Raw genomic sequence first — 17,614 nt, forward strand, 5'->3', positions numbered from 1 at the left:
CATGTCGCGTATTGGACGTCTTCCCATCGACATCCCCGCCGGTGTGACCGTCGAGGTCGCCGGACAGGATGTCGCTGTCAAGGGCCCGAAGGGTGAGCTGACGCTCACCGTCGCCCGCCCGATCGAGGTCAAGGTCGACGAGGGCCAGGTTCTGGTCACTCGTCCCGACGACGAGCGCGAGTCGCGTTCGCTGCACGGACTGACCCGCACCCTGATCGCCAACAACATCATCGGTGTCACCCAGGGCTACTCCAAGGGCCTCGAGGTCGTCGGCACCGGATACCGCGTCGCGCAGAAGGGCAGCTCGATCGAGTTCGCGCTCGGCTTCTCGCACCCGGTCCTGGTTGACCCGCCCGCGGGCATCACCTTCGCGGTCGAGGGCAACAACAAGGTCACCGTCAGCGGCATCGACAAGCAGGCCGTCGGCGAGACGGCTGCAAACATCCGCAAGATCCGCAAGCCCGAGCCGTACAAGGGCAAGGGCATCCGCTACGCCGGCGAGGTCGTGCGTCGCAAGGCCGGAAAGGCTGGTAAGTAACCATGGCTGTGAAGTCGAAGTCCGACGCGCGCGCGCGTCGTCACGCCCGCCTTCGCAAGAAGGTCGTCGGCACCACCGATCGTCCCCGCATGGTCGTCACCCGTTCGGCCCGTCACGTCTTCGTGCAGGTCGTGGATGACACCAAGGGCCACACCGTGGCCTCGGCATCCACCCTCGAGGTCGACCTGCGCGCCCTCGAGGCAGACAAGACCGCCAAGGCCCGCAAGGTCGGCGAGCTCGTCGCCGAGCGCGCGAAGGCCGCCGGTGTCTCGGATGTCGTCTTCGACCGTGGCGGCAACCGCTACGCGGGTCGTGTCGCCGCTATCGCGGACGGCGCCCGTGAGGGAGGTCTGAACCTGTGAGCGAGAACAACAACAACGTGGAGAACGACGTGACCGCCACCGCTGAGGCCCCGGAGCAGGCTGCTGCTGCCGAGGCTCCCTCGACCGAGCGCGAGCCCCGCCGCGGCAGCCGCGAGCGCAACCCCAACCGCGACCGTGGATCGCGCGACCGCAGCGACAACCAGTTCCTGGAGCGCGTGGTCACCATCAACCGCGTGTCCAAGGTCGTCAAGGGTGGACGTCGCTTCAGCTTCACCGCTCTGGTTGTCGTCGGTGACGGCAACGGCGTGGTCGGCGTCGGCTACGGCAAGGCCCGTGAGGTTCCCCTCGCCATCTCGAAGGGTGTCGAAGAGGCCAAGCGCAACTTCTTCCGCGTGCCCCGTTCCGGCTCGACCATCCCGCACCCCGTGCAGGGTGAGGCAGCCGCCGGTGTCGTGCTCCTTCGTCCGGCCGCCGCCGGTACCGGTGTTATCGCCGGTGGTCCGGTGCGTGCGGTGCTCGAGTGCGCCGGCATCCACGACGTCCTGTCGAAGTCGCTCGGCTCGTCGAACACGATCAACATCGTGCACGCGACCGTCGAGGCCCTGCAGCAGCTCGAGGAGCCCCGCTCCGTCGCAGCGCGCCGTGGTCTGGACTTCGACCAGGTCGCCCCCGCCCGTCTCGTCCGTGCCGAGGCCGAGGCCTCCGGTACGCAGAAGGTAGGTGCCTGATGGCTGCTCGACTGAAGGTCACGCAGATCAAGTCCAAGGTGAGCGAGAAGCAGAACCAGCGTGACACGCTGCGCTCGCTCGGTCTCAAGCGGATCGGCGACGCCGTCGTCCGTCCCGACGACGCGCAGACGCGCGGCTACGTCAAGACCGTCGCTCACCTCGTCAAGGTTGAGGAGATCGACTAATGGCAGAAAACGAGAACGTCGAGGCCGAGACGGCCGAGGCTCCCGTGAAGAAGGCGCCGGCGCGCAAGCCCGCCGCCAAGAAGGCTCCGGCTGCCAAGGCCGAGCCGAAGAAGGATGTTCCCGCGGCACGCCCCGGCGTGCTGAAGGTCCACCACCTGCGTCCGGTCCCCGGCGCCAACACCGCCAAGACTCGCGTCGGCCGCGGTGAGGGCTCGAAGGGCAAGACGGCGGGCCGCGGTACCAAGGGAACGAAGGCGCGCTACCAGGTCAAGGTGGGCTTCGAGGGTGGCCAGATGCCGCTGCACATGCGCACCCCGAAGCTGCGCGGATTCAAGAACCCCTTCCGCGTCGAGTACCAGGTTGTGAACCTGTCGGCGCTGGCCGAGCTCTACCCGAAGGGCGGAGACGTCACCGTCGCCGACCTCGTGGCCAAGGGTGCGGTCCGTAAGAACGAAAAGGTCAAGGTCCTGGGCAACGGCGACATCGCCGTGAAGCTCACCGTGACGGTCGACAAGGTCTCGGCATCCGCCGAGCAGAAGATCGTCGCCGCCGGTGGGTCCGTCGTGACCGCCGCATCGGCCGAGTAATCCCGTCAGAAGGGGCCGGAGTGATCTCCGGCCCCTTTGTCGGTTAGCCTGGACGTCGGCCGCACCGGAGCGTGTGCCGGCATCGCCTTGGAGGAATCCTCTTGTTCAGCGCCATCTCACGGGTGTTTCGCACCCCCGATCTTCGTCGCAAGATCGGGTTCACCCTGGCCATCATCGCCATCTATCGCCTGGGTGCGCACATCCCCGCGCCGTTCGTCGACTTCCCGAACGTGCAGCAGTGTCTTGCGGAATCCTCCGGCGCCGAGGGTCTTCTCTCCCTCGTCAACCTCTTCTCGGGCGGCGCGCTTCTGCAGCTGTCCATCTTCGCGCTGGGCGTCATGCCCTACATCACCGCGACGATCATCGTGCAGCTGCTGCGCGTGGTCATCCCGCACTTCGAGTCCCTCTACAAGGAGGGGCAGGCGGGCCAGGCCAAGCTCACCCAGTACACGCGCTATCTGACGATCGCTCTGGCGCTGTTGCAGTCCACGACTCTTGTCACCGTCGCCCGCAGCGGACAGCTGTTCGGCACCACCGGCATCGCCGAGTGCTCCCAGCTGCTGACCAACGACGCGTGGTGGGCGCAGATGCTCATGATCATCACGATGACCGCCGGTACCGGCCTCATCATGTGGTTCGCGGAGCTCGTCACCGAGCGTGGCATCGGCAACGGCATGTCGATCCTCATCTTCACCTCGATCGCCGCGGCCTTCCCGGCCTCGATGTGGTCGATCTGGCAGTCCCGCGGCTTCGAGCTGTTCCTGTTGGTGCTCGTGGTGGGTATCGCGGTGATGGGGCTGGTCGTCTTCGTCGAACAGTCGCAGCGCCGTGTCCCCGTGCAATACGCCAAGCGCATGGTCGGTCGACGTACATACGGTGGCACCAACACGTACATCCCGATCAAGGTGAACATGGCCGGTGTCGTGCCCGTCATCTTCGCCTCGTCGCTGCTGTACATCCCGGCACTGATCGCGCAGTTCAACCAGCCGGCCGCCGGCGAGACCGCTGCCCCCTGGGTCGTGTGGATCAGCAACAACCTGACCAACGGTGACAGCCCGATCTACATGCTGGTCTACTTCCTGCTGATCGTCGGGTTCACCTACTTCTACGTCGCGATCACCTTCAACCCCGTTGAGGTCGCCGACAACATGAAGAAGTACGGCGGGTTCATTCCCGGCATCCGCGCCGGTCGGCCCACAGCCGAGTACCTCGACTACGTCCTCACCCGCATCACGCTTCCGGGATCGCTGTACCTGGGTCTGATCGCGCTGCTCCCGCTGTTCGCGCTGGCCCTGGTCGGCGCCAACCAGAACTTCCCGTTCGGTGGCGCGTCGATCCTGATCATCGTCGGTGTCGGACTTGAGACGGTCAAGCAGATCGACGCCCAGCTGCAGCAGCGACACTACGAAGGACTTCTCCGATGACGCGATCCGCAGAGCTCCCCTCCGCTCGTCTTCTCATCGTCGGCCCGCAGGGGTCCGGCAAGGGAACCCAGGGCGTGCGGATCGGCGACGCGCTCGCCGTGCCGGTGATCTCCACGGGAGATGTGTTTCGCGCGAACGTCAAGGCCGGCACGCCGCTGGGTCTGCAGGTGCAGTCGATCATCGACGCGGGGGACCTCGTCCCGGACTCGCTCACGAGCGAGATCGTGCGTGACCGCCTGACGCAGGCGGATGCCGCGAACGGCTTTCTGCTGGACGGCTACCCCCGCAACCTCGGCCAGGTCGGCGACCTCGACACGTTCCTGAACGGTCGGGGAGAGCCCTTGGATGCCGTCATCGAGCTTTCGGTTCCGAGGGAGGAGTCCATCTCCCGCATCGCGCAGCGTGCGATCGAGCAGGGACGCACGGACGACACCGAAGAGGTCATCGCCAACCGTCTGGCCATCTATGAGCGCGAGACCGCGCCGATCCTCGACGTCTACCGCGAGCGCGGCATCGTCGACGCCATCGACGGCGTCGGCTCGCTCGAGGAGATCTCCGCGCGCATCTTCGCGGCCCTCGCTGCGCGCGGCATCACCGGCTGAGAGAGCCGGACCCGCTGTGCTGCGCCGCTCCATCTACAAGACCCCTGCTCAGTTGCGAGCGATGGTCGAGCCGGGCCTGATCACCGCGGCGGCCCTCGCCGCCGTGCGCGAGCTCGCCCGACCGGGCGTGACGACCCTGGAATTGGATGCCGCGGCATCCGCGGTCATCACCGGACGCGGCGCGAAGTCGAACTTCCAGATGGTGCGCGGGTACCGTCACACCGTCTGCGCCTCGGTGAACGAGCAGGTCGTGCACGGCATCCCGGGCGACTATGCGCTGCAACCCGGTGACATCCTGTCGGTGGATGCCGGGGCCGAGTACAAGGGGTGGAACGGCGACTCCGCGCTCACGATCGTGCTCCCCGACCCGTCGCGCCCGGAGCTGGTCGCCGCGCGCGAGCAGCTGTCCGAGGTGACCCGCGGGTCGCTCTGGGCGGGCATCGCCGCACTCTCGCGCGCCGCGCATGTCGGTGAGGTCGGCGCCGCGATCCAGGAGTACATCGACACCCACGCGCCTGAGGGCGGCTACGGCATCCTGCGCGACTACGTCGGGCACGGGATCGGCCGCAAGATGCACGAGGAGCCGCCGGTGTTCAACTACCGGGTGGCGGATGCCGGCGCTGAGGTGCGCCCCGGTCTCGTGCTCGCGATCGAGCCCATGGTGGTCGCGGGGAGTGAGGCGACCCTCGTCGAGGATGACGACTGGACCGTCTCCACGGTCGATGGCTCAGACGGCTCACATTGGGAGCACAGCATTGCCGTGCACGATGGGGGTGTCTGGGTGCTCACCGCACCCGATGGCGGCGCCGCGGAGCTTGCTCCGTTCGGGGTCGTGCCACAGCCCATCGCGTAGCGTACGGAATTGATTCGAGCGCATACGCGTTCGTCACACACAGCATCCTTTCCACCCCTGCACCGGAGGAACCGACACATGGCCGCTACGGCGAAGAAGAACAACTCGTTCGCGATCTGGGTGAGTGTGGCGGTCGTCGCCGTGCTCGTGCTCGTGGGAGCGCTCGTGGTGTGGATGAACAACGCGGCCAAAGACCCGGGCGAGCTGCCGACCGCCAGCGGCATCGACACCACCACCGGCGCGATTGTCGTGGGTGACGGACCCGACACCGTGTCGACGTTCGTCGACTTCATGTGCCCCTACTGCAACGCGTTCGAGCAGACCTACGGTGACACGATCCAGGGTCTGATCGAAGACGGATCCATCACGCTCGAGCTGCACCCCGTGACGATCCTCGACCGCCTGTCGCTGGGCACCGAGTTCTCGACTCGGGCCGCGAGCGCCATGTACTGCGTGGCGGAGTACTCCCCGGATGCCGTGCTGCCGTTCCTGCAGACGATGTATGAGAACCAGCCCTCAGAGAACACCGAGGGCCTCACCGACGAGCAGATCGCCGAGATCGCGTCTGCGGTCGGCGCGGACGCGGCGGTCGATTGCATCATGGCCGGCACCTACATGGACTTCGCGACCGCGATGACCGACAACATGCCCGCCAACCCCGAGACCGGTTCGGTCGGGACCCCGACGATGCTGATCAACGGCGAGTACATCACCCTCACCGGCGACGTGGACGCCGACATCATCGCCTACCTGAGCTGAGGCATCCGGGCAGGCGCGATCCCCGCGCGCCCACCCACCATCGCCGAACCCACACGTTCCTTGCGAACCCACACGTTTGTGGCGCACGGAACGTGTGGGTTCGCGCATAACGTGTGGGTTCGGCGGGAGGGGTGCGGTGGAGGGGCGAGTGGATGCCGGGGCGTTCCGGTGCGTTGGGGGAGTGTTCACCGACGCGTCACTCGGCGCCGAGAGGCTGACGGGGCGAATCGGGGATCGACGCGCCAGCCGCGGATGATCGACACTGCCGGTCGCATCCCACACCCCCTCCTGGAGCTTCGCCATGCGCCGTCGCCTTGCCGCCGCCCTTGCTGCGGTCCTCGGTCTCTCTCTCGTCGCGGCGGTGCCGGTCTCGGCGACCGCCGCCGACGAGGTCGCCCCGCAGGACGCCATCGTCATCAACGAAGCGTCCTCGCAGGGCATCCCCGAGGACTGGGTGGAGCTGTACAACACGAGCGACGCCGCCGTGGATGTCTCGGGCTGGATGGTCAGCGACAGCGCCGGCGAACTCGAAGCCCTTCCCGAGGGCTCGGTCGTCGACGCCGGCGGTTACCTCGTGCTCGTCAAGGACACGGCATTCACCTTCGGCCTGGGCAAGGGCGACGAGTTCCACCTCTACCTCGCGGACGGCGCGACCCTGGTCGACGAGGTCGTCTGGCCCGATGGCACGCACGCCGACCCCTCGTGGGGGCGCTGCGTGGACGGGACGGGCGAATTCACGATGAACGAGACCGCGACGCCCGGCGCGGCCAATGACTGCCCGGCCCCGGCGGGACCCGAGAACATCGTGATCAACGAGGTCACCTCTCAGGGCGATCCGGACTGGGTGGAGATCTACAACGACGGCACGACGGACGTCGACATCTCGGGCTGGGTCGTCACCGACAGCGCGGCAGAGCCCGCCGTTCTTCCCGAGGGCACGATCGTCCCCGCCGAGGGCTACCTCGTGCTGGAGAAGGATGCCGCGTTCCCGTTCGGACTGGGCAAGGGTGACGAGTTCCACCTCTACCTCGCCGATGGTGTGACGCTGGTAGACGAGGTGGCTTGGCCCGCCGACACGCACGCGGACCCCTCGTACGGTCGCTGCCCCGACGGGACGGGGGAGTTCGCGATCAACGCGACCGCGACACCCGGTGCTGCCAACGACTGCGTGCTTCCCGCCGGAGCCGAGAGCCTCGTGATCAACGAGGTCTCCTCCGACCCCGCGGACTGGGTGGAGATCTACAACGCGGGTGCGACGGATGTCGACATCTCCGGATGGCACGTCGATGATGACTCCGACCGCGACGACGTGCTTCCGACCGGCAGCATCGTGCCGGCGGGGGGCTACCTCGTCCTCGAGAAGGACGTCGACTTCACCTTCGGCCTCGGCAAGGGCGACAAGTTCCGGCTGTTCCTCGCGGACGGTGTGACGCCGGTGGATGAGGCGGCCTGGCCCGCCGACACGCACGCGGACCCCTCGTGGGGTCGCTGCCCCACCGGGACCGGGGACTTCGCCATTAACGAGGCGGCCACCCCTGGCGCTGCCAACGAGTGCCCCTCCGCTGCCGGGCCTGACAGCATCGTGATCAACGAGGTCACCTCGCAGGGGGATCCCGACTGGGTGGAGCTCTACAACTCGGCATCCGCCGCCGTCGACATCTCCGGGTGGGTGGTCACCGACAGCGCAGCCGAACCCGCCGTGCTCCCGGAGGGCACCGTGGTGCCGGCAGAGGGCTACCTCGTGCTGGAGAAGGATGCCGCCTTCCCCTTCGGCCTCGGTAAGGGCGACGAGTTCCACCTCTACCTCGCGGACGGTGTCACCCTCGTCGACGAGGTCGTCTGGCCGGCGGATACCCACGCGGACCCCTCATTCGGACGCTGCCTGAACGGAGTGGGGGCGTTCGTCCTGAACGAGAGCGCCACTCCCGGAACGGCCAACGACTGTCCGCCGCCCGCCGGCTGGGAGGGCGTCGTCATCAACGAGATCGAGTCCAGCGGCGGCGACCCGGGTGACTGGATCGAGCTGTACAACACGGGGGAGAGTGCCGTTGACCTGAGCGGCTGGATCCTCCGTGACAACGCGGACGACCACGAGCTGGCGATCGAGGCAGGAACGATCCTCGATCCCGGCGCCTTCCTCGCGGTATTCACTGACGCCCCGGTGGACTACTTCGGCCTCGGCAACCCCGATCAGGCGCGCCTGTTCCTGCCCGACGGCGTGACGCTCGTCGACAGCTATGGCTGGGAGGATCACGCATCGGCGACGACCTACGGTCGCTGCCCCGACGGCACCGGCGAGTTCGTCCTGACCTACTCGTCCACGGCGGGCTCCGCGAACGACTGCTCGCCGGTGCGCATCAACGAGGTCGAGTCGTCGGGGGACGCGGTGAGCGACTGGATCGAGCTGGTCAACATCGGAGATGAGCCCGTGGATGTCTCGGGCTACGTGCTCAGCGACGACAACGACGAGCACGTGCTGGCGCTCGCCGACGGTACCACGATCGCCGCCGGCGCCTACCTCGCGGTCGACACGGACGTCGAGGGCGGCTTCGGTCTCGGTGGATCCGACTCCGCGCGACTGTTCGCCGCCGACGGCGCGACCCTGATCGACTCCTACACCTGGACCGAGCACGCCGCGACGACCTGGGCGCGCTGCCCGGACGGCAGCGGAGACTTCGCGCTCTCAGAGGCCCCGACGAAGGGCGCCGCGAACGAGTGTGTCGGTGTGGTTGCGGTGATCTCGTGGCTGGGCGGCGAGGACGTGGCGCTGGCCTCGGCGCAGAACCAGTTCGGTGCCGACCTCAGCGGTCTGGCCTACGAGGCGACCGGCGAGGGTCGCGGCACGCTGTGGGCTGTGCAGAACGGCGACGGTCTGCTCTACAAGCTCGAGTGGAACGGCACCGCGTGGGTGCCGGTCGCTGGTGACTGGGCGGACGGCAAGACGCTCACCTATCCGGATGGCACCGGCACCGTGGATGCCGAGGGCATCGGCCTTGTCGATGGATCCTCTTCGACCGGTGTGTACGTCTCGAGCGAGCGCAACAACGACGCCTCGAGCGTGAGCCGCCCCTCGGTTCTGCTCTATGACGTGTCCGCCGCGGGAACGACGCTTGCGGCATCCATGGAGTGGAACCTCGCGAGCCTTCTCCCGACGCTGCCCGCCAACGGCGGACTCGAGGGCGTCACGTGGATCCCCGACAGCGCGCTCGTCGCGGAGGGCTTCATCGACGAGTCGACCACCGCGCTCTACGACCCGGCCACGTACGCCGATCACGGCCAGGGGCTGTTCTTCGTCGGGGTCGAGGGCACCGCTCGCATCTACGCGGTGGCGCTGATGGGTGACGGATCGGCGGCGCTGGTCGCGACGATCGATCCGAAGCTCGCGGTGGTCGCGGACGTCTTCTACGACGCCACGACGGACCTGTTGTGGGCCGTCTGCGACGACGCGTGCGCGGGGCAGACGGCGGTTCTGCAGATCGCGCAGGAGGGGCCCTTCGTCGGGACCTTCCAAGTGACCGCAGCGTTCGAGAATCCCGCCGGCATGGCGGACAACATCGCCAACGAGGGCTTCACCATCGCATCGGCGCTGTGCGCGGACGGCTTCGCGCCCGTGTTCTACGCTGACGACAGCGAGACGGCCGGATACTCGATCCGCGAGGGCTCGGTGATCTGCGCGACGGAAGACGGCGGGTCCGACGGTGGCACGGACGACGGTGGCACGGACGACGGTGGCACGGACGACAGCGGCTCGGACGACGGGCTGACCCCGACGGGGGGATCCGCGCCGAGCGAGTCGGCCCTGACGCCCGGGACGCAGAACCAGATCCAGGCCCCATCGCAGGCGAACCCCGGTGAGACCATCACGATCACGGTCGGCGCCGCCTACGCGGGACAGACGGTCAACGGTTGGGTGTTCTCGACGCCGACCTCCCTCGGCACGGCCGTGGTCTCGGCATCCGGAACCGTCACCTTCACGCTGCCGGCCAGCCTCGCGGCCGGTACCCACCGGGTGGTCGTGACGGATTCGACGGGCGCCGTGATCGGGTGGCAGTACATCCAGGTCGATGCGCTCGCCGACACCGGCGGCACGGCGGAGTCGTCGGGCATCGGCATCCTGCCCTTCGCCGCTGTCGCCCTCCTCCTCGGCGCCGCCCTCGTCGCCACCCGCCGCCGCCTGACCGCCGCCTGATCTCCGCCGAACCCACACGTTCCTTGCGAACCCACACGTTTGTGGCGCGAGGAACGTGTGGGTTCGCGCTTAACATGTGGGTTCGGCGAGAGCGCGGGCGGGATGCCGCGACGTGCGGTTGCCGGATGCGGGCCTATCACGTACTATTGATCTTTGGTGCTTTGCGCCTGCCTTGGCGTGTCCGGGCGGGGTGCTCCCCGAGGGGAGAGCGAAGTCCCGAATCCCATCCACCGCAGACCGGCCGGTCTGCACAAGCGTGAGCGAGGCTATGGCGAAGAAAGACGGTGTCATCGAGATCGAAGGCACAGTATCCGAGGCGCTGCCCAACGCGATGTTCCGCGTCGAGCTCACCAACGGACACAAGGTGCTCGCCACGATCTCCGGCAAGATGCGGCAGAACTACATCCGCATCATCCCCGAGGACCGTGTCGTCGTGGAGCTTTCGCCCTACGACCTCACCCGCGGGCGCATCGTCTACCGCTACCGCTAGACCGGTCGAGAAGTAACGCCCCGGACCTCACCGTCCGCCCGGCGAAGACAGCGAACGAGAAGAAATCATGAAGGTCAACCCCTCCGTCAAGCCCATCTGTGACCACTGCAAGGTCATCCGCCGCCACGGCAACGTGATGGTGATCTGCAAGTCCAACCCGCGCCACAAGCAGCGCCAGGGCTGAGACCCACCGACTCATAACTACACACATTCAGGCAGGGTCAGATCCCGCGGAGAGATCCGCGGAGGACACCTCGGGGCGAAGGCCCGGGCACCGATCCTGCTCCACACCTTCGAACGACTCCTCAGCATCGTCTGAAGAGAAAGAGAGAGACACATGGCACGTCTTGCCGGTGTTGACATCCCGCGCGACAAGCGCGTGGTGATCGCACTCACGTACATCTACGGCATCGGCCGTACCCGCTCCAACGAGATCCTCGCGGCGACCGAGATCGACGAGAACATCCGCGTCAAGGATCTCAGCGACGACCAGCTGGTCGCACTTCGTGACTTCATCGAGGGCACCTACAAGGTGGAGGGTGACCTGCGCCGCGAGGTGGCCGCCGACATCCGCCGCAAGGTCGAGATCGGCTCCTACGAGGGCCTGCGCCACCGTCGCGGCCTGCCCGTGCGCGGCCAGCGCACCAAGACGAACGCGCGCACCCGCAAGGGCCCGAAGCGCACCGTCGCCGGTAAGAAGAAGGCCCGCTAAGCGCGCGGAAGGCTAGGAGAGAACAGATATGGCTACCCCCAAGTCCGCAGCGCGCAAGCCGCGCCGCAAGGAGAAGAAGAACATCGCGCTGGGCCACGCCCACATCAAGTCGACGTTCAACAACACGATCGTCTCGATCACCGACCCCTCGGGCGCTGTGATCAGCTGGGCCTCGTCGGGTGGCGTGGGCTTCAAGGGCTCGCGCAAGTCGACCCCCTACGCCGCAGGTATGGCCGCCGAGTCGGCCGCCCGCCAGGCGCAGGAGCACGGTGTCAAGAAGGTCGACGTCTTCGTGAAGGGCCCGGGATCGGGTCGCGAGACGGCGATCCGTTCGCTGCAGGCCGCCGGCCTCGAGGTCGGATCGATCCAGGATGTGACGCCGCAGGCCCACAACGGCTGCCGTCCCCCCAAGCGCCGCCGCGTCTGACGCAGAGACCGTCTGATTTCGGATGTCGGACGCGGCGTACTGCGTCGTGCCCGGCATCCCCGAGAAAAACTCAAGACCTCATCAACTGCAAGTGTCATATAGCGGGCACTTGGCCGAAAGGAACACATCGTGCTCATTGCACAGCGTCCTACTCTGACCGAGGAGAAGATCGGGGAGTTCCGCAGCCGCTTCGTCATCGAGCCGCTCGAGCCCGGCTTCGGTTACACGATCGGAAACGCGCTGCGTCGCAGCCTCCTCTCGTCGATCCCGGGTGCGGCTGTCACCAGCATCCGCATCGACGGCGTCCTCCACGAGTTCAGCACCATTCCCGGTGTGAAGGAGGATGTCACCGAGATCATCCTCAACATCAAGCAGCTCGTCGTCTCGAGCGAGCGCGATGAGCCCATCACCGCGTACCTGCGCAAGACCGGCGCCGGTGAGGTCACCGCTGCCGACATCTCGGCTCCGGCCGGTGTCGAGGTGCACAACCCCGAGCTCGTGATCGCGACCCTCAACGAGACCGCGAAGTTCGAGTTGGAGCTCACCATCGAGCGTGGCCGCGGCTACGTGTCGGCGAACCAGAACCGCAACGAGTACGCCGAGAGCGGGCAGATCCCCGTCGACTCGATCTACTCGCCGGTGCTCAAGGTCAGCTACCGTGTCGACGCCACCCGTGCCGGTGAGCGCACCGACTTCGACAAGCTCGTCCTGGATGTCGAGACCAAGCCCTCGATCGCCCCGCGCGACGCCGTGGCTTCGGCCGGCCGCACCCTGACCGAGCTGTTCGGTCTGGCGCGTGAGCTCAACGTCGAGGCTGAGGGCATCGAGATCGGTCCCGCGCCGGTCGAGACCGTGCTCTCGAACGAGCTGTCGATGCCGATCGAGGACCTCGACCTGTCGGTCCGCTCGTACAACTGCCTCAAGCGCGAGGGCATCAACACGGTGTCGGAGCTCGTCGCCCTCTCGGAGACGCAGCTCATGAACATCCGCAACTTCGGCCAGAAGTCGGTCGACGAGGTGCGCGACAAGCTCGTTTCGCTGGGACTGTCGCTGAAGGACTCGGTTCCCGGGTTCGACGGCGCGCACTTCTACGGCGGCTATGACGACGAGACCGTCTGATCTTTTCATCCTGGAGTAACGAACATGCCTAAGCCCACCAAGGGTCCCCGCCTCGGAGGCGGCCCCGCACACGAACGCCTGCTGCTCGCGAACCTCGCGGCCGCGCTGTTCACCCACAAGTCGATCCAGACGACCGAGACCAAGGCCAAGCGCCTGCGTCCGCTCGCCGAGCGCCTCATCACCTTCGCCAAGCGCGGTGACCTGGCCGCTCGTCGTCGGGTGCTCTCGGTCATCGGTGACAAGGAAGTCGTGCACGTCCTGTTCACCGAGATCGCGCCGCTGGTGGCCGAGCGTGAGGGCGGCTACACCCGCATCACCAAGGTCGGCAACCGCAAGGGTGACAACGCGCCGATGGCCGTGATCGAGCTCGTCCTCGAGCCCGTCACCCCCAAGGCGAAGTCGGCCAAGAAGGCGGAGGCAGCTCCCGCTGAGCCCGTCGCCGAGGAAGCTCCGGCTGAAGAGGTCGTCGAGGAGGCTCCCGCCGAGGAGGCTCCGGTCGAGGCCGCTGCCGAGGAGGCTCCCGCCGAGGATGCCGCCGAAGAGGCCACCGAGAAGTAAGCGAGAAGCGATTCTCCGGGCACGGCGCACGCCTGCCCACCCGCCGAAACCAGGTGTTCGGTGCGACACCAGCTGCTGCTGGCGCACCGAAGACCTGGTTTCGCGTTTTCGGGCTGGTTTCGGGCGTGGGTGGGCGCTCGGAGCATGCCTCGCGCGGAGAGAATCACAGATCGTAGGCTGAGGTGGTGAGTATCGCCGACATCCCCGAGAACGCCGAGAAGGCGCCGACCACGCCCCTCGCTGAGCGAGTGGGTGCACCCGCCGAGGTGGCCGAACCGCAGCATCCGGATGTCGTCGAGTGGCGTCCGGCCGTCGAGTCGGATATCGACACGATGATGCAGATGCTCGCCCTCACCGACGCGCAAGACCATCCCACGTGGGCGACGCCCCGCAGCGAGATGGAGGAGCTGTTCGAGATCTCCCACATGAACCCACAGCGCTTCACGCGGCTGGGGTTCACCGCCGGTGGTGAGCTCATCGCGATGGCGGGGCTCATGCTGCATCCCGCACAGGATGCTCATGTGTATGCCTACCTCGGCGGCCGCGTCCACCCCGCGTGGCGACGACGCGGCATCGGACGTGAAATGATGCGTTGGGAGTACGAGACGGCGCAGGTGGCGCTGGCCGAGACCGGCAAAACGCTTCCGGGCGCGATCTTCGTCTACGCGCACGAGCCGGATGCCGGTGCGCGTGCCCTCGGCGCCGATTTCGGTCTGCGGCAGGAGCGCTGGTTCACCACGATGTTGCGTGACCTTTCGCAGCCCATTCCCGAGGTGGCATGCGACCTGCCGATCGTGCCGCTCACGTCCGACCTCTTCGAGGCCGCGCGGTTGGCGCGCAACGATGCGTTCCGCGACCACTGGGGGAGCCTGCAGACTCCTCCCGAGCGGTGGGAGCACTTCACCGGTGGGCCGACGTTCCGCGGTGACCTGTCCCGCGTCGTCCTCCATGGTGATCGCATCGTCGCGTTCGCCCTCGCTTCGGTGCACGAGGAGGACTGGGCGCTGCAGGGCTACACGAGCGCCTATATCGAGCTCATCGGTGTGGCCAGGGACTACCGCGGCCGCAAGCTCGCCCCGGCCGTCATCGCCGCGATGCTGCGGGCCGCGCGCGATGCCGGCCTTGAAAAAGCGAACCTGGATGTCGACACCGAGAGCCCCACGGGTGCGAACAGCCTCTACGGCAACCTCGGCTTCGAGCCCACCGACCGCGAGGTCGTGATGGTGGCGAGGTTCTAGCCCGGTGTGCTCGGGCTACTGCGCGATGCGGGCGTCGTCGCGGTGGGCGAGGCGCCACGCGTACGCCTCGTCGAGGTACGCCTCGATCGCCCGGGCGTACTCGATGCGGTTGAGTGCCGCGCTCACGGTCGAGGCGTAGAGCGCGCCGCCCGTCGGCCCCGGGTGCACGCGGTCGCCCGCGAGGTAGTCCAGGTGCTCGGCGATCGCGCCCGACCAGTCGGCGACGACGGTTCCCGGGTGCGAGGCGGCGAACGCGTCGATGTCGGCATTGACGCCCGGGATCCAGTCGCGCGGGGCGTAGGCGTTCACCAGCACGAGCCTGCGGTCGGGACCGGCGATCGCCGCCATCTGCTCGTAGGCGTCCCAGCTGATCGACCCGTTCGTCCCGAGGGCGATCACCAGGTACTCGCCGAGCGCGCCCGATGCGGCGAACCCGTTCACGATTCCCGGGCCCGACCACGAGGAGCGCGAGACGGCGGCATCGATGCGGATGCCGGGAAGAGCATCCAGCAGCGCGGGGGCGGCGGCCAGCATGACCGAGTCTCCGACCGCGGTCACCTCGCTCCCCGAAACGGGTGCGGGAGAGGGGGCGGGGCGCCGCTTCGCGCCGTCGGCCAGCGACCCCGGCGGTGGTGTGGCGTGCGGCGTGCTGGCGGCGTCGGGCGTGGGCTCGGTGGATGCCGCCGCAGCCGCCTCATCGAGCGCCGCTTGGCCTTCGGCGACGACGGCCTCTCCCGATGAGACGGTCGGCGCCTCCAGTGCGGCGGTGACCGTGACCGCCGAGAGGGCGATCGCGACGAGGAAGACGGAGACGGTCGCCCACCGATCCCGGGCGCTCGTGACGAGAAGGTGGCCGAGGACCGTTGCCGTCGCACGGAACCCGCGCCGGCGGATCGGGGACTCCAGATATCGGTACGAGATCGTCGAGATGACCACCGTGAGGACGAGGGCGAGGATGCCGATCCACACCGGGACACCGACCTGCGGGGCGGTGCCCTCGACGGCGGCCACGAGCAGAACGACGATCGGCCAATGCCACAGGTACAGCCCGTACGAGCGCTCGCCGACCCAGCGCAGCGGCAGGATGTCGAGTGAGGGCCCGAGCGGGGAGCGAGGCCACACACTCGCCGCGATCACGACCACGGTGCCCACCACCGCGGCCACGAGGGTCAGCGGGAAGGTCATCACCGTATCGGTCGGATGGATGAGAGCGAGGACCACGATCCCGGCGAGCGCCGCGACGCCGGCCACCGTCACCGCGATCCGCACCGCGAGGTGCTGCATCCATACCGGGGGCTTCGTCAGCGCCCGGTGCATGCCGAAGGCCAGGGCCACCCCCGCCAGAAGCCCGAACGCGTGCGAGTCCGTGCCGAAGTAGGCGCGACTGGCATCGCCGGTGGTGAGGACGATGACGCCCATCCACGTCGCCGAGGCGGCCGCGGCGATCCCTGCCAGCGTGACGCGCGCTCCCGGTCGGCGAAGCCGCAGCACGAGCGGCAGGAGCAGCGGCCAGAGGACGTAGAATTGCTCCTCGATGCCCAGCGACCACAGGTTCTGGAAGAGCTCGGGGGTGGATGCGCCGAAGTAGCCCTGCCCGATGACGATCGCGATCCAGTTGTAGCTGAAGGTCAGCGCGCCGATCAGCTGCGCGCCCAGGCGCACCAGCACATCTCCACCGATGATCCATGCGGCGCTCGAGCAGATGATCAGCAGGGCGACCAGCGCCGGCAGCAGGCGTCGTGCCCGCCGGCGCCAGAACATCGACAGTCGGATGCGACCGGTGCGCGCCCGCTCACGCAACAGCAGCGTCGTGATGAGAAAGCCCGAGATGACGAAGAAGACGTCCACGCCGATGAAGCCACCGTCGAGCCACCAGGTGGGGAAGAGGTGGTAGCTGATGACCAGGATCACCGCGACCGCGCGAAGTCCGTCCAGGCCCGCGAGGCGGGAGGACGCGGCAGCAGAGGTGGGTGGCATGGCGGGCACAGCCTACGCGCGTACGCTGGGATCTGTGCGGATCCGGCTCGACATCGCCTACGACGGCGCACAGTTCCGTGGGTGGGCGCGTCAGCCCCATCACCGCACGGTGCAGGGCACGATCGAGCACGCGCTGGCACGGGTACTCGGCGGCGACCCTCGTCTGGTGGTCGCCGGACGCACGGACGCCGGGGTGCACGCGACCGGTCAGGTGGCTCATCTCGATCTCGACGACGAGCAGCAGCATCGCCTTCTCGCGCGGCGTGGTGCGGGCGTGGACCAGGTCATGCAGCTGGCGCGGCGTCTGAACGGCGTCTTCGGCTCGTACGCGGATGTCGGTGTCACTGCGACGGGCGTCGCCGCCGACGGGTTCGATGCGCGCTTTTCGGCCGTCTGGCGCCGCTACGAGTACCGCGTCGCCGACGACGCGGTCGCCTACGATCCGCTCGAGCGACACCGCACCACGAACGTCCGCGGTGTGCTGGACCTGGCCGCGATGGATGCCGCGGCGCAGAGCCTGCGCGGCCTCCATGACTTCGCCGCGTACTGCAAGCCCCGCGACGAGGCCACCACGATCCGGACCCTGCTGGAGTTCGACTGGCGCCGCGACCGCGACGGTGTCCTCGTCGCCAACGTGAAGGCGGATGCCTTCTGCCACAGCATGGTGCGGGCGCTGGTGGGGGCATGCGTGGCTGTCGGGCAGGGGCGCGTGGGAATCGACGATGTGGTGCGCATCCGGAACGAGCTCGAACGCGTGCCCCAGGTGAAGGTGCTCGCGGCACGCGGGCTCACGCTCACCGAGGTCGGCTATCCCGAGGATGAGTTGCTGGCTGAGCGCGCGGAGCAGACGCGCGCCCGCCGCGCGCTGGGCGCGATCACTTCCGCGCTCGACTTAGACTGAGGGC

19 protein-coding genes are annotated in these 17,614 nt (G+C 67.9%); 18 read left to right on the forward strand and 1 reads right to left on the reverse strand.

The genetic code is table 11. From position 1 onward, the window contains the following. The first annotated feature begins 1 nt into the window (after position 1). The 17 genes from rplF to ABD206_RS13445 all read left to right on the forward strand — a co-directional run bounded on the left by rplF (position 2) and on the right by ABD206_RS13445 (position 14,732). The gene (rplF, locus tag ABD206_RS13365) at positions 2 to 538 is read left to right on the forward strand and encodes a 50S ribosomal protein L6 (RefSeq protein WP_344073421.1); all 537 of its coding nucleotides are present in this window, start codon (positions 2 to 4) and stop codon (positions 536 to 538) included. 2 nt (positions 539 to 540) lie between these two features. Next, the gene (gene rplR, locus ABD206_RS13370) at positions 541 to 900 is read left to right on the forward strand and encodes a 50S ribosomal protein L18 (RefSeq protein ID WP_344073423.1); all 360 of its coding nucleotides are present in this window, start codon (positions 541 to 543) and stop codon (positions 898 to 900) included. Next, positions 897 to 1,589, forward strand: coding sequence for a 30S ribosomal protein S5 (gene rpsE, locus ABD206_RS13375; protein WP_344073425.1), 693 nt, complete (start codon positions 897 to 899; stop codon positions 1,587 to 1,589). Before rplR ends, rpsE begins: the two co-directional genes overlap by 4 nt. Continuing rightward, on the forward strand, positions 1,589 to 1,774 hold the full coding sequence (gene rpmD / locus ABD206_RS13380) for a 50S ribosomal protein L30 (RefSeq protein WP_344073427.1): 186 nt from the start codon (positions 1,589 to 1,591) through the stop codon (positions 1,772 to 1,774). The genes rpsE and rpmD overlap by 1 nt, the downstream gene beginning before the upstream one ends. Then, positions 1,774 to 2,361: a 50S ribosomal protein L15 gene (gene rplO / locus ABD206_RS13385; protein WP_344073429.1), complete on the forward strand. Its 588-nt coding sequence runs from the start codon at positions 1,774 to 1,776 to the stop codon at positions 2,359 to 2,361. The genes rpmD and rplO overlap by 1 nt, the downstream gene beginning before the upstream one ends. A 101-nt stretch (positions 2,362 to 2,462) precedes the next feature. Further along, a complete protein-coding gene (gene secY / locus ABD206_RS13390; protein ID WP_344073431.1) occupies positions 2,463 to 3,785 on the forward strand; it encodes a preprotein translocase subunit SecY in 1,323 nt (440 codons plus the stop codon). After that, complete coding sequence (locus ABD206_RS13395) at positions 3,782 to 4,387, forward strand: adenylate kinase (RefSeq protein ID WP_344073433.1); 606 nt, start codon at positions 3,782 to 3,784, stop codon at positions 4,385 to 4,387. Before secY ends, ABD206_RS13395 begins: the two co-directional genes overlap by 4 nt. A 16-nt stretch (positions 4,388 to 4,403) precedes the next feature. Then, complete coding sequence (map, locus tag ABD206_RS13400) at positions 4,404 to 5,240, forward strand: type I methionyl aminopeptidase (protein WP_344073435.1); 837 nt, start codon at positions 4,404 to 4,406, stop codon at positions 5,238 to 5,240. 78 nt (positions 5,241 to 5,318) lie between these two features. After that, positions 5,319 to 5,999: a DsbA family protein gene (locus ABD206_RS13405; protein ID WP_344073437.1), complete on the forward strand. Its 681-nt coding sequence runs from the start codon at positions 5,319 to 5,321 to the stop codon at positions 5,997 to 5,999. 301 nt (positions 6,000 to 6,300) lie between these two features. Continuing rightward, on the forward strand, positions 6,301 to 10,188 hold the full coding sequence (locus ABD206_RS13410) for a lamin tail domain-containing protein (protein ID WP_344073439.1): 3,888 nt from the start codon (positions 6,301 to 6,303) through the stop codon (positions 10,186 to 10,188). A 268-nt stretch (positions 10,189 to 10,456) separates the two neighbouring features. After that, on the forward strand, positions 10,457 to 10,678 hold the full coding sequence (infA, locus tag ABD206_RS13415; protein ID WP_013583992.1) for a translation initiation factor IF-1: 222 nt from the start codon (positions 10,457 to 10,459) through the stop codon (positions 10,676 to 10,678). Between the two features lie 67 nt (positions 10,679 to 10,745). Beyond that, complete coding sequence (gene rpmJ / locus ABD206_RS13420; protein WP_022893853.1) at positions 10,746 to 10,862, forward strand: 50S ribosomal protein L36; 117 nt, start codon at positions 10,746 to 10,748, stop codon at positions 10,860 to 10,862. Positions 10,863 to 11,015: 153 nt separating this feature from the next. Further along, positions 11,016 to 11,390 carry a 30S ribosomal protein S13 gene (rpsM, locus tag ABD206_RS13425; protein WP_344073442.1) on the forward strand — a complete coding sequence of 125 codons (375 nt, stop codon included), beginning with the start codon at positions 11,016 to 11,018 and terminating at the stop codon, positions 11,388 to 11,390. 28 nt (positions 11,391 to 11,418) lie between these two features. Further along, a complete protein-coding gene (gene rpsK / locus ABD206_RS13430; protein WP_320486986.1) occupies positions 11,419 to 11,817 on the forward strand; it encodes a 30S ribosomal protein S11 in 399 nt (132 codons plus the stop codon). A 129-nt stretch (positions 11,818 to 11,946) separates the two neighbouring features. Beyond that, a complete protein-coding gene (locus ABD206_RS13435) occupies positions 11,947 to 12,936 on the forward strand; it encodes a DNA-directed RNA polymerase subunit alpha (RefSeq protein WP_344073447.1) in 990 nt (329 codons plus the stop codon). A 24-nt stretch (positions 12,937 to 12,960) separates the two neighbouring features. Then, positions 12,961 to 13,494, forward strand: a complete 534-nt coding sequence (gene rplQ, locus ABD206_RS13440; protein ID WP_344073449.1) for a 50S ribosomal protein L17 — start codon at positions 12,961 to 12,963, stop codon at positions 13,492 to 13,494. A 185-nt stretch (positions 13,495 to 13,679) separates the two neighbouring features. Continuing rightward, positions 13,680 to 14,732, forward strand: a complete 1,053-nt coding sequence (locus tag ABD206_RS13445; protein WP_344073451.1) for a GNAT family N-acetyltransferase — start codon at positions 13,680 to 13,682, stop codon at positions 14,730 to 14,732. A 15-nt stretch (positions 14,733 to 14,747) separates the two neighbouring features. On the opposite strand, the gene ABD206_RS13450 is transcribed toward ABD206_RS13445, so the two are convergent. Continuing rightward, positions 14,748 to 16,709, reverse strand: a complete 1,962-nt coding sequence (locus tag ABD206_RS13450; RefSeq protein WP_344073453.1) for an acyltransferase family protein — start codon at positions 16,707 to 16,709, stop codon at positions 14,748 to 14,750. Between ABD206_RS13450 and truA the strand changes: the two genes are divergently transcribed. Next, a complete protein-coding gene (gene truA / locus ABD206_RS13455) occupies positions 16,708 to 17,610 on the forward strand; it encodes a tRNA pseudouridine(38-40) synthase TruA (protein WP_344073454.1) in 903 nt (300 codons plus the stop codon). The genes ABD206_RS13450 and truA overlap by 2 nt on opposite strands. Positions 17,611 to 17,614 lie beyond the last annotated feature (4 nt).

Origin of the sequence: Microbacterium sediminicola (assembly GCF_039531125.1) — a bacterium.
GTDB classification, from domain to species: Bacteria; Actinomycetota; Actinomycetes; order Actinomycetales; family Microbacteriaceae; genus Microbacterium; species Microbacterium sediminicola.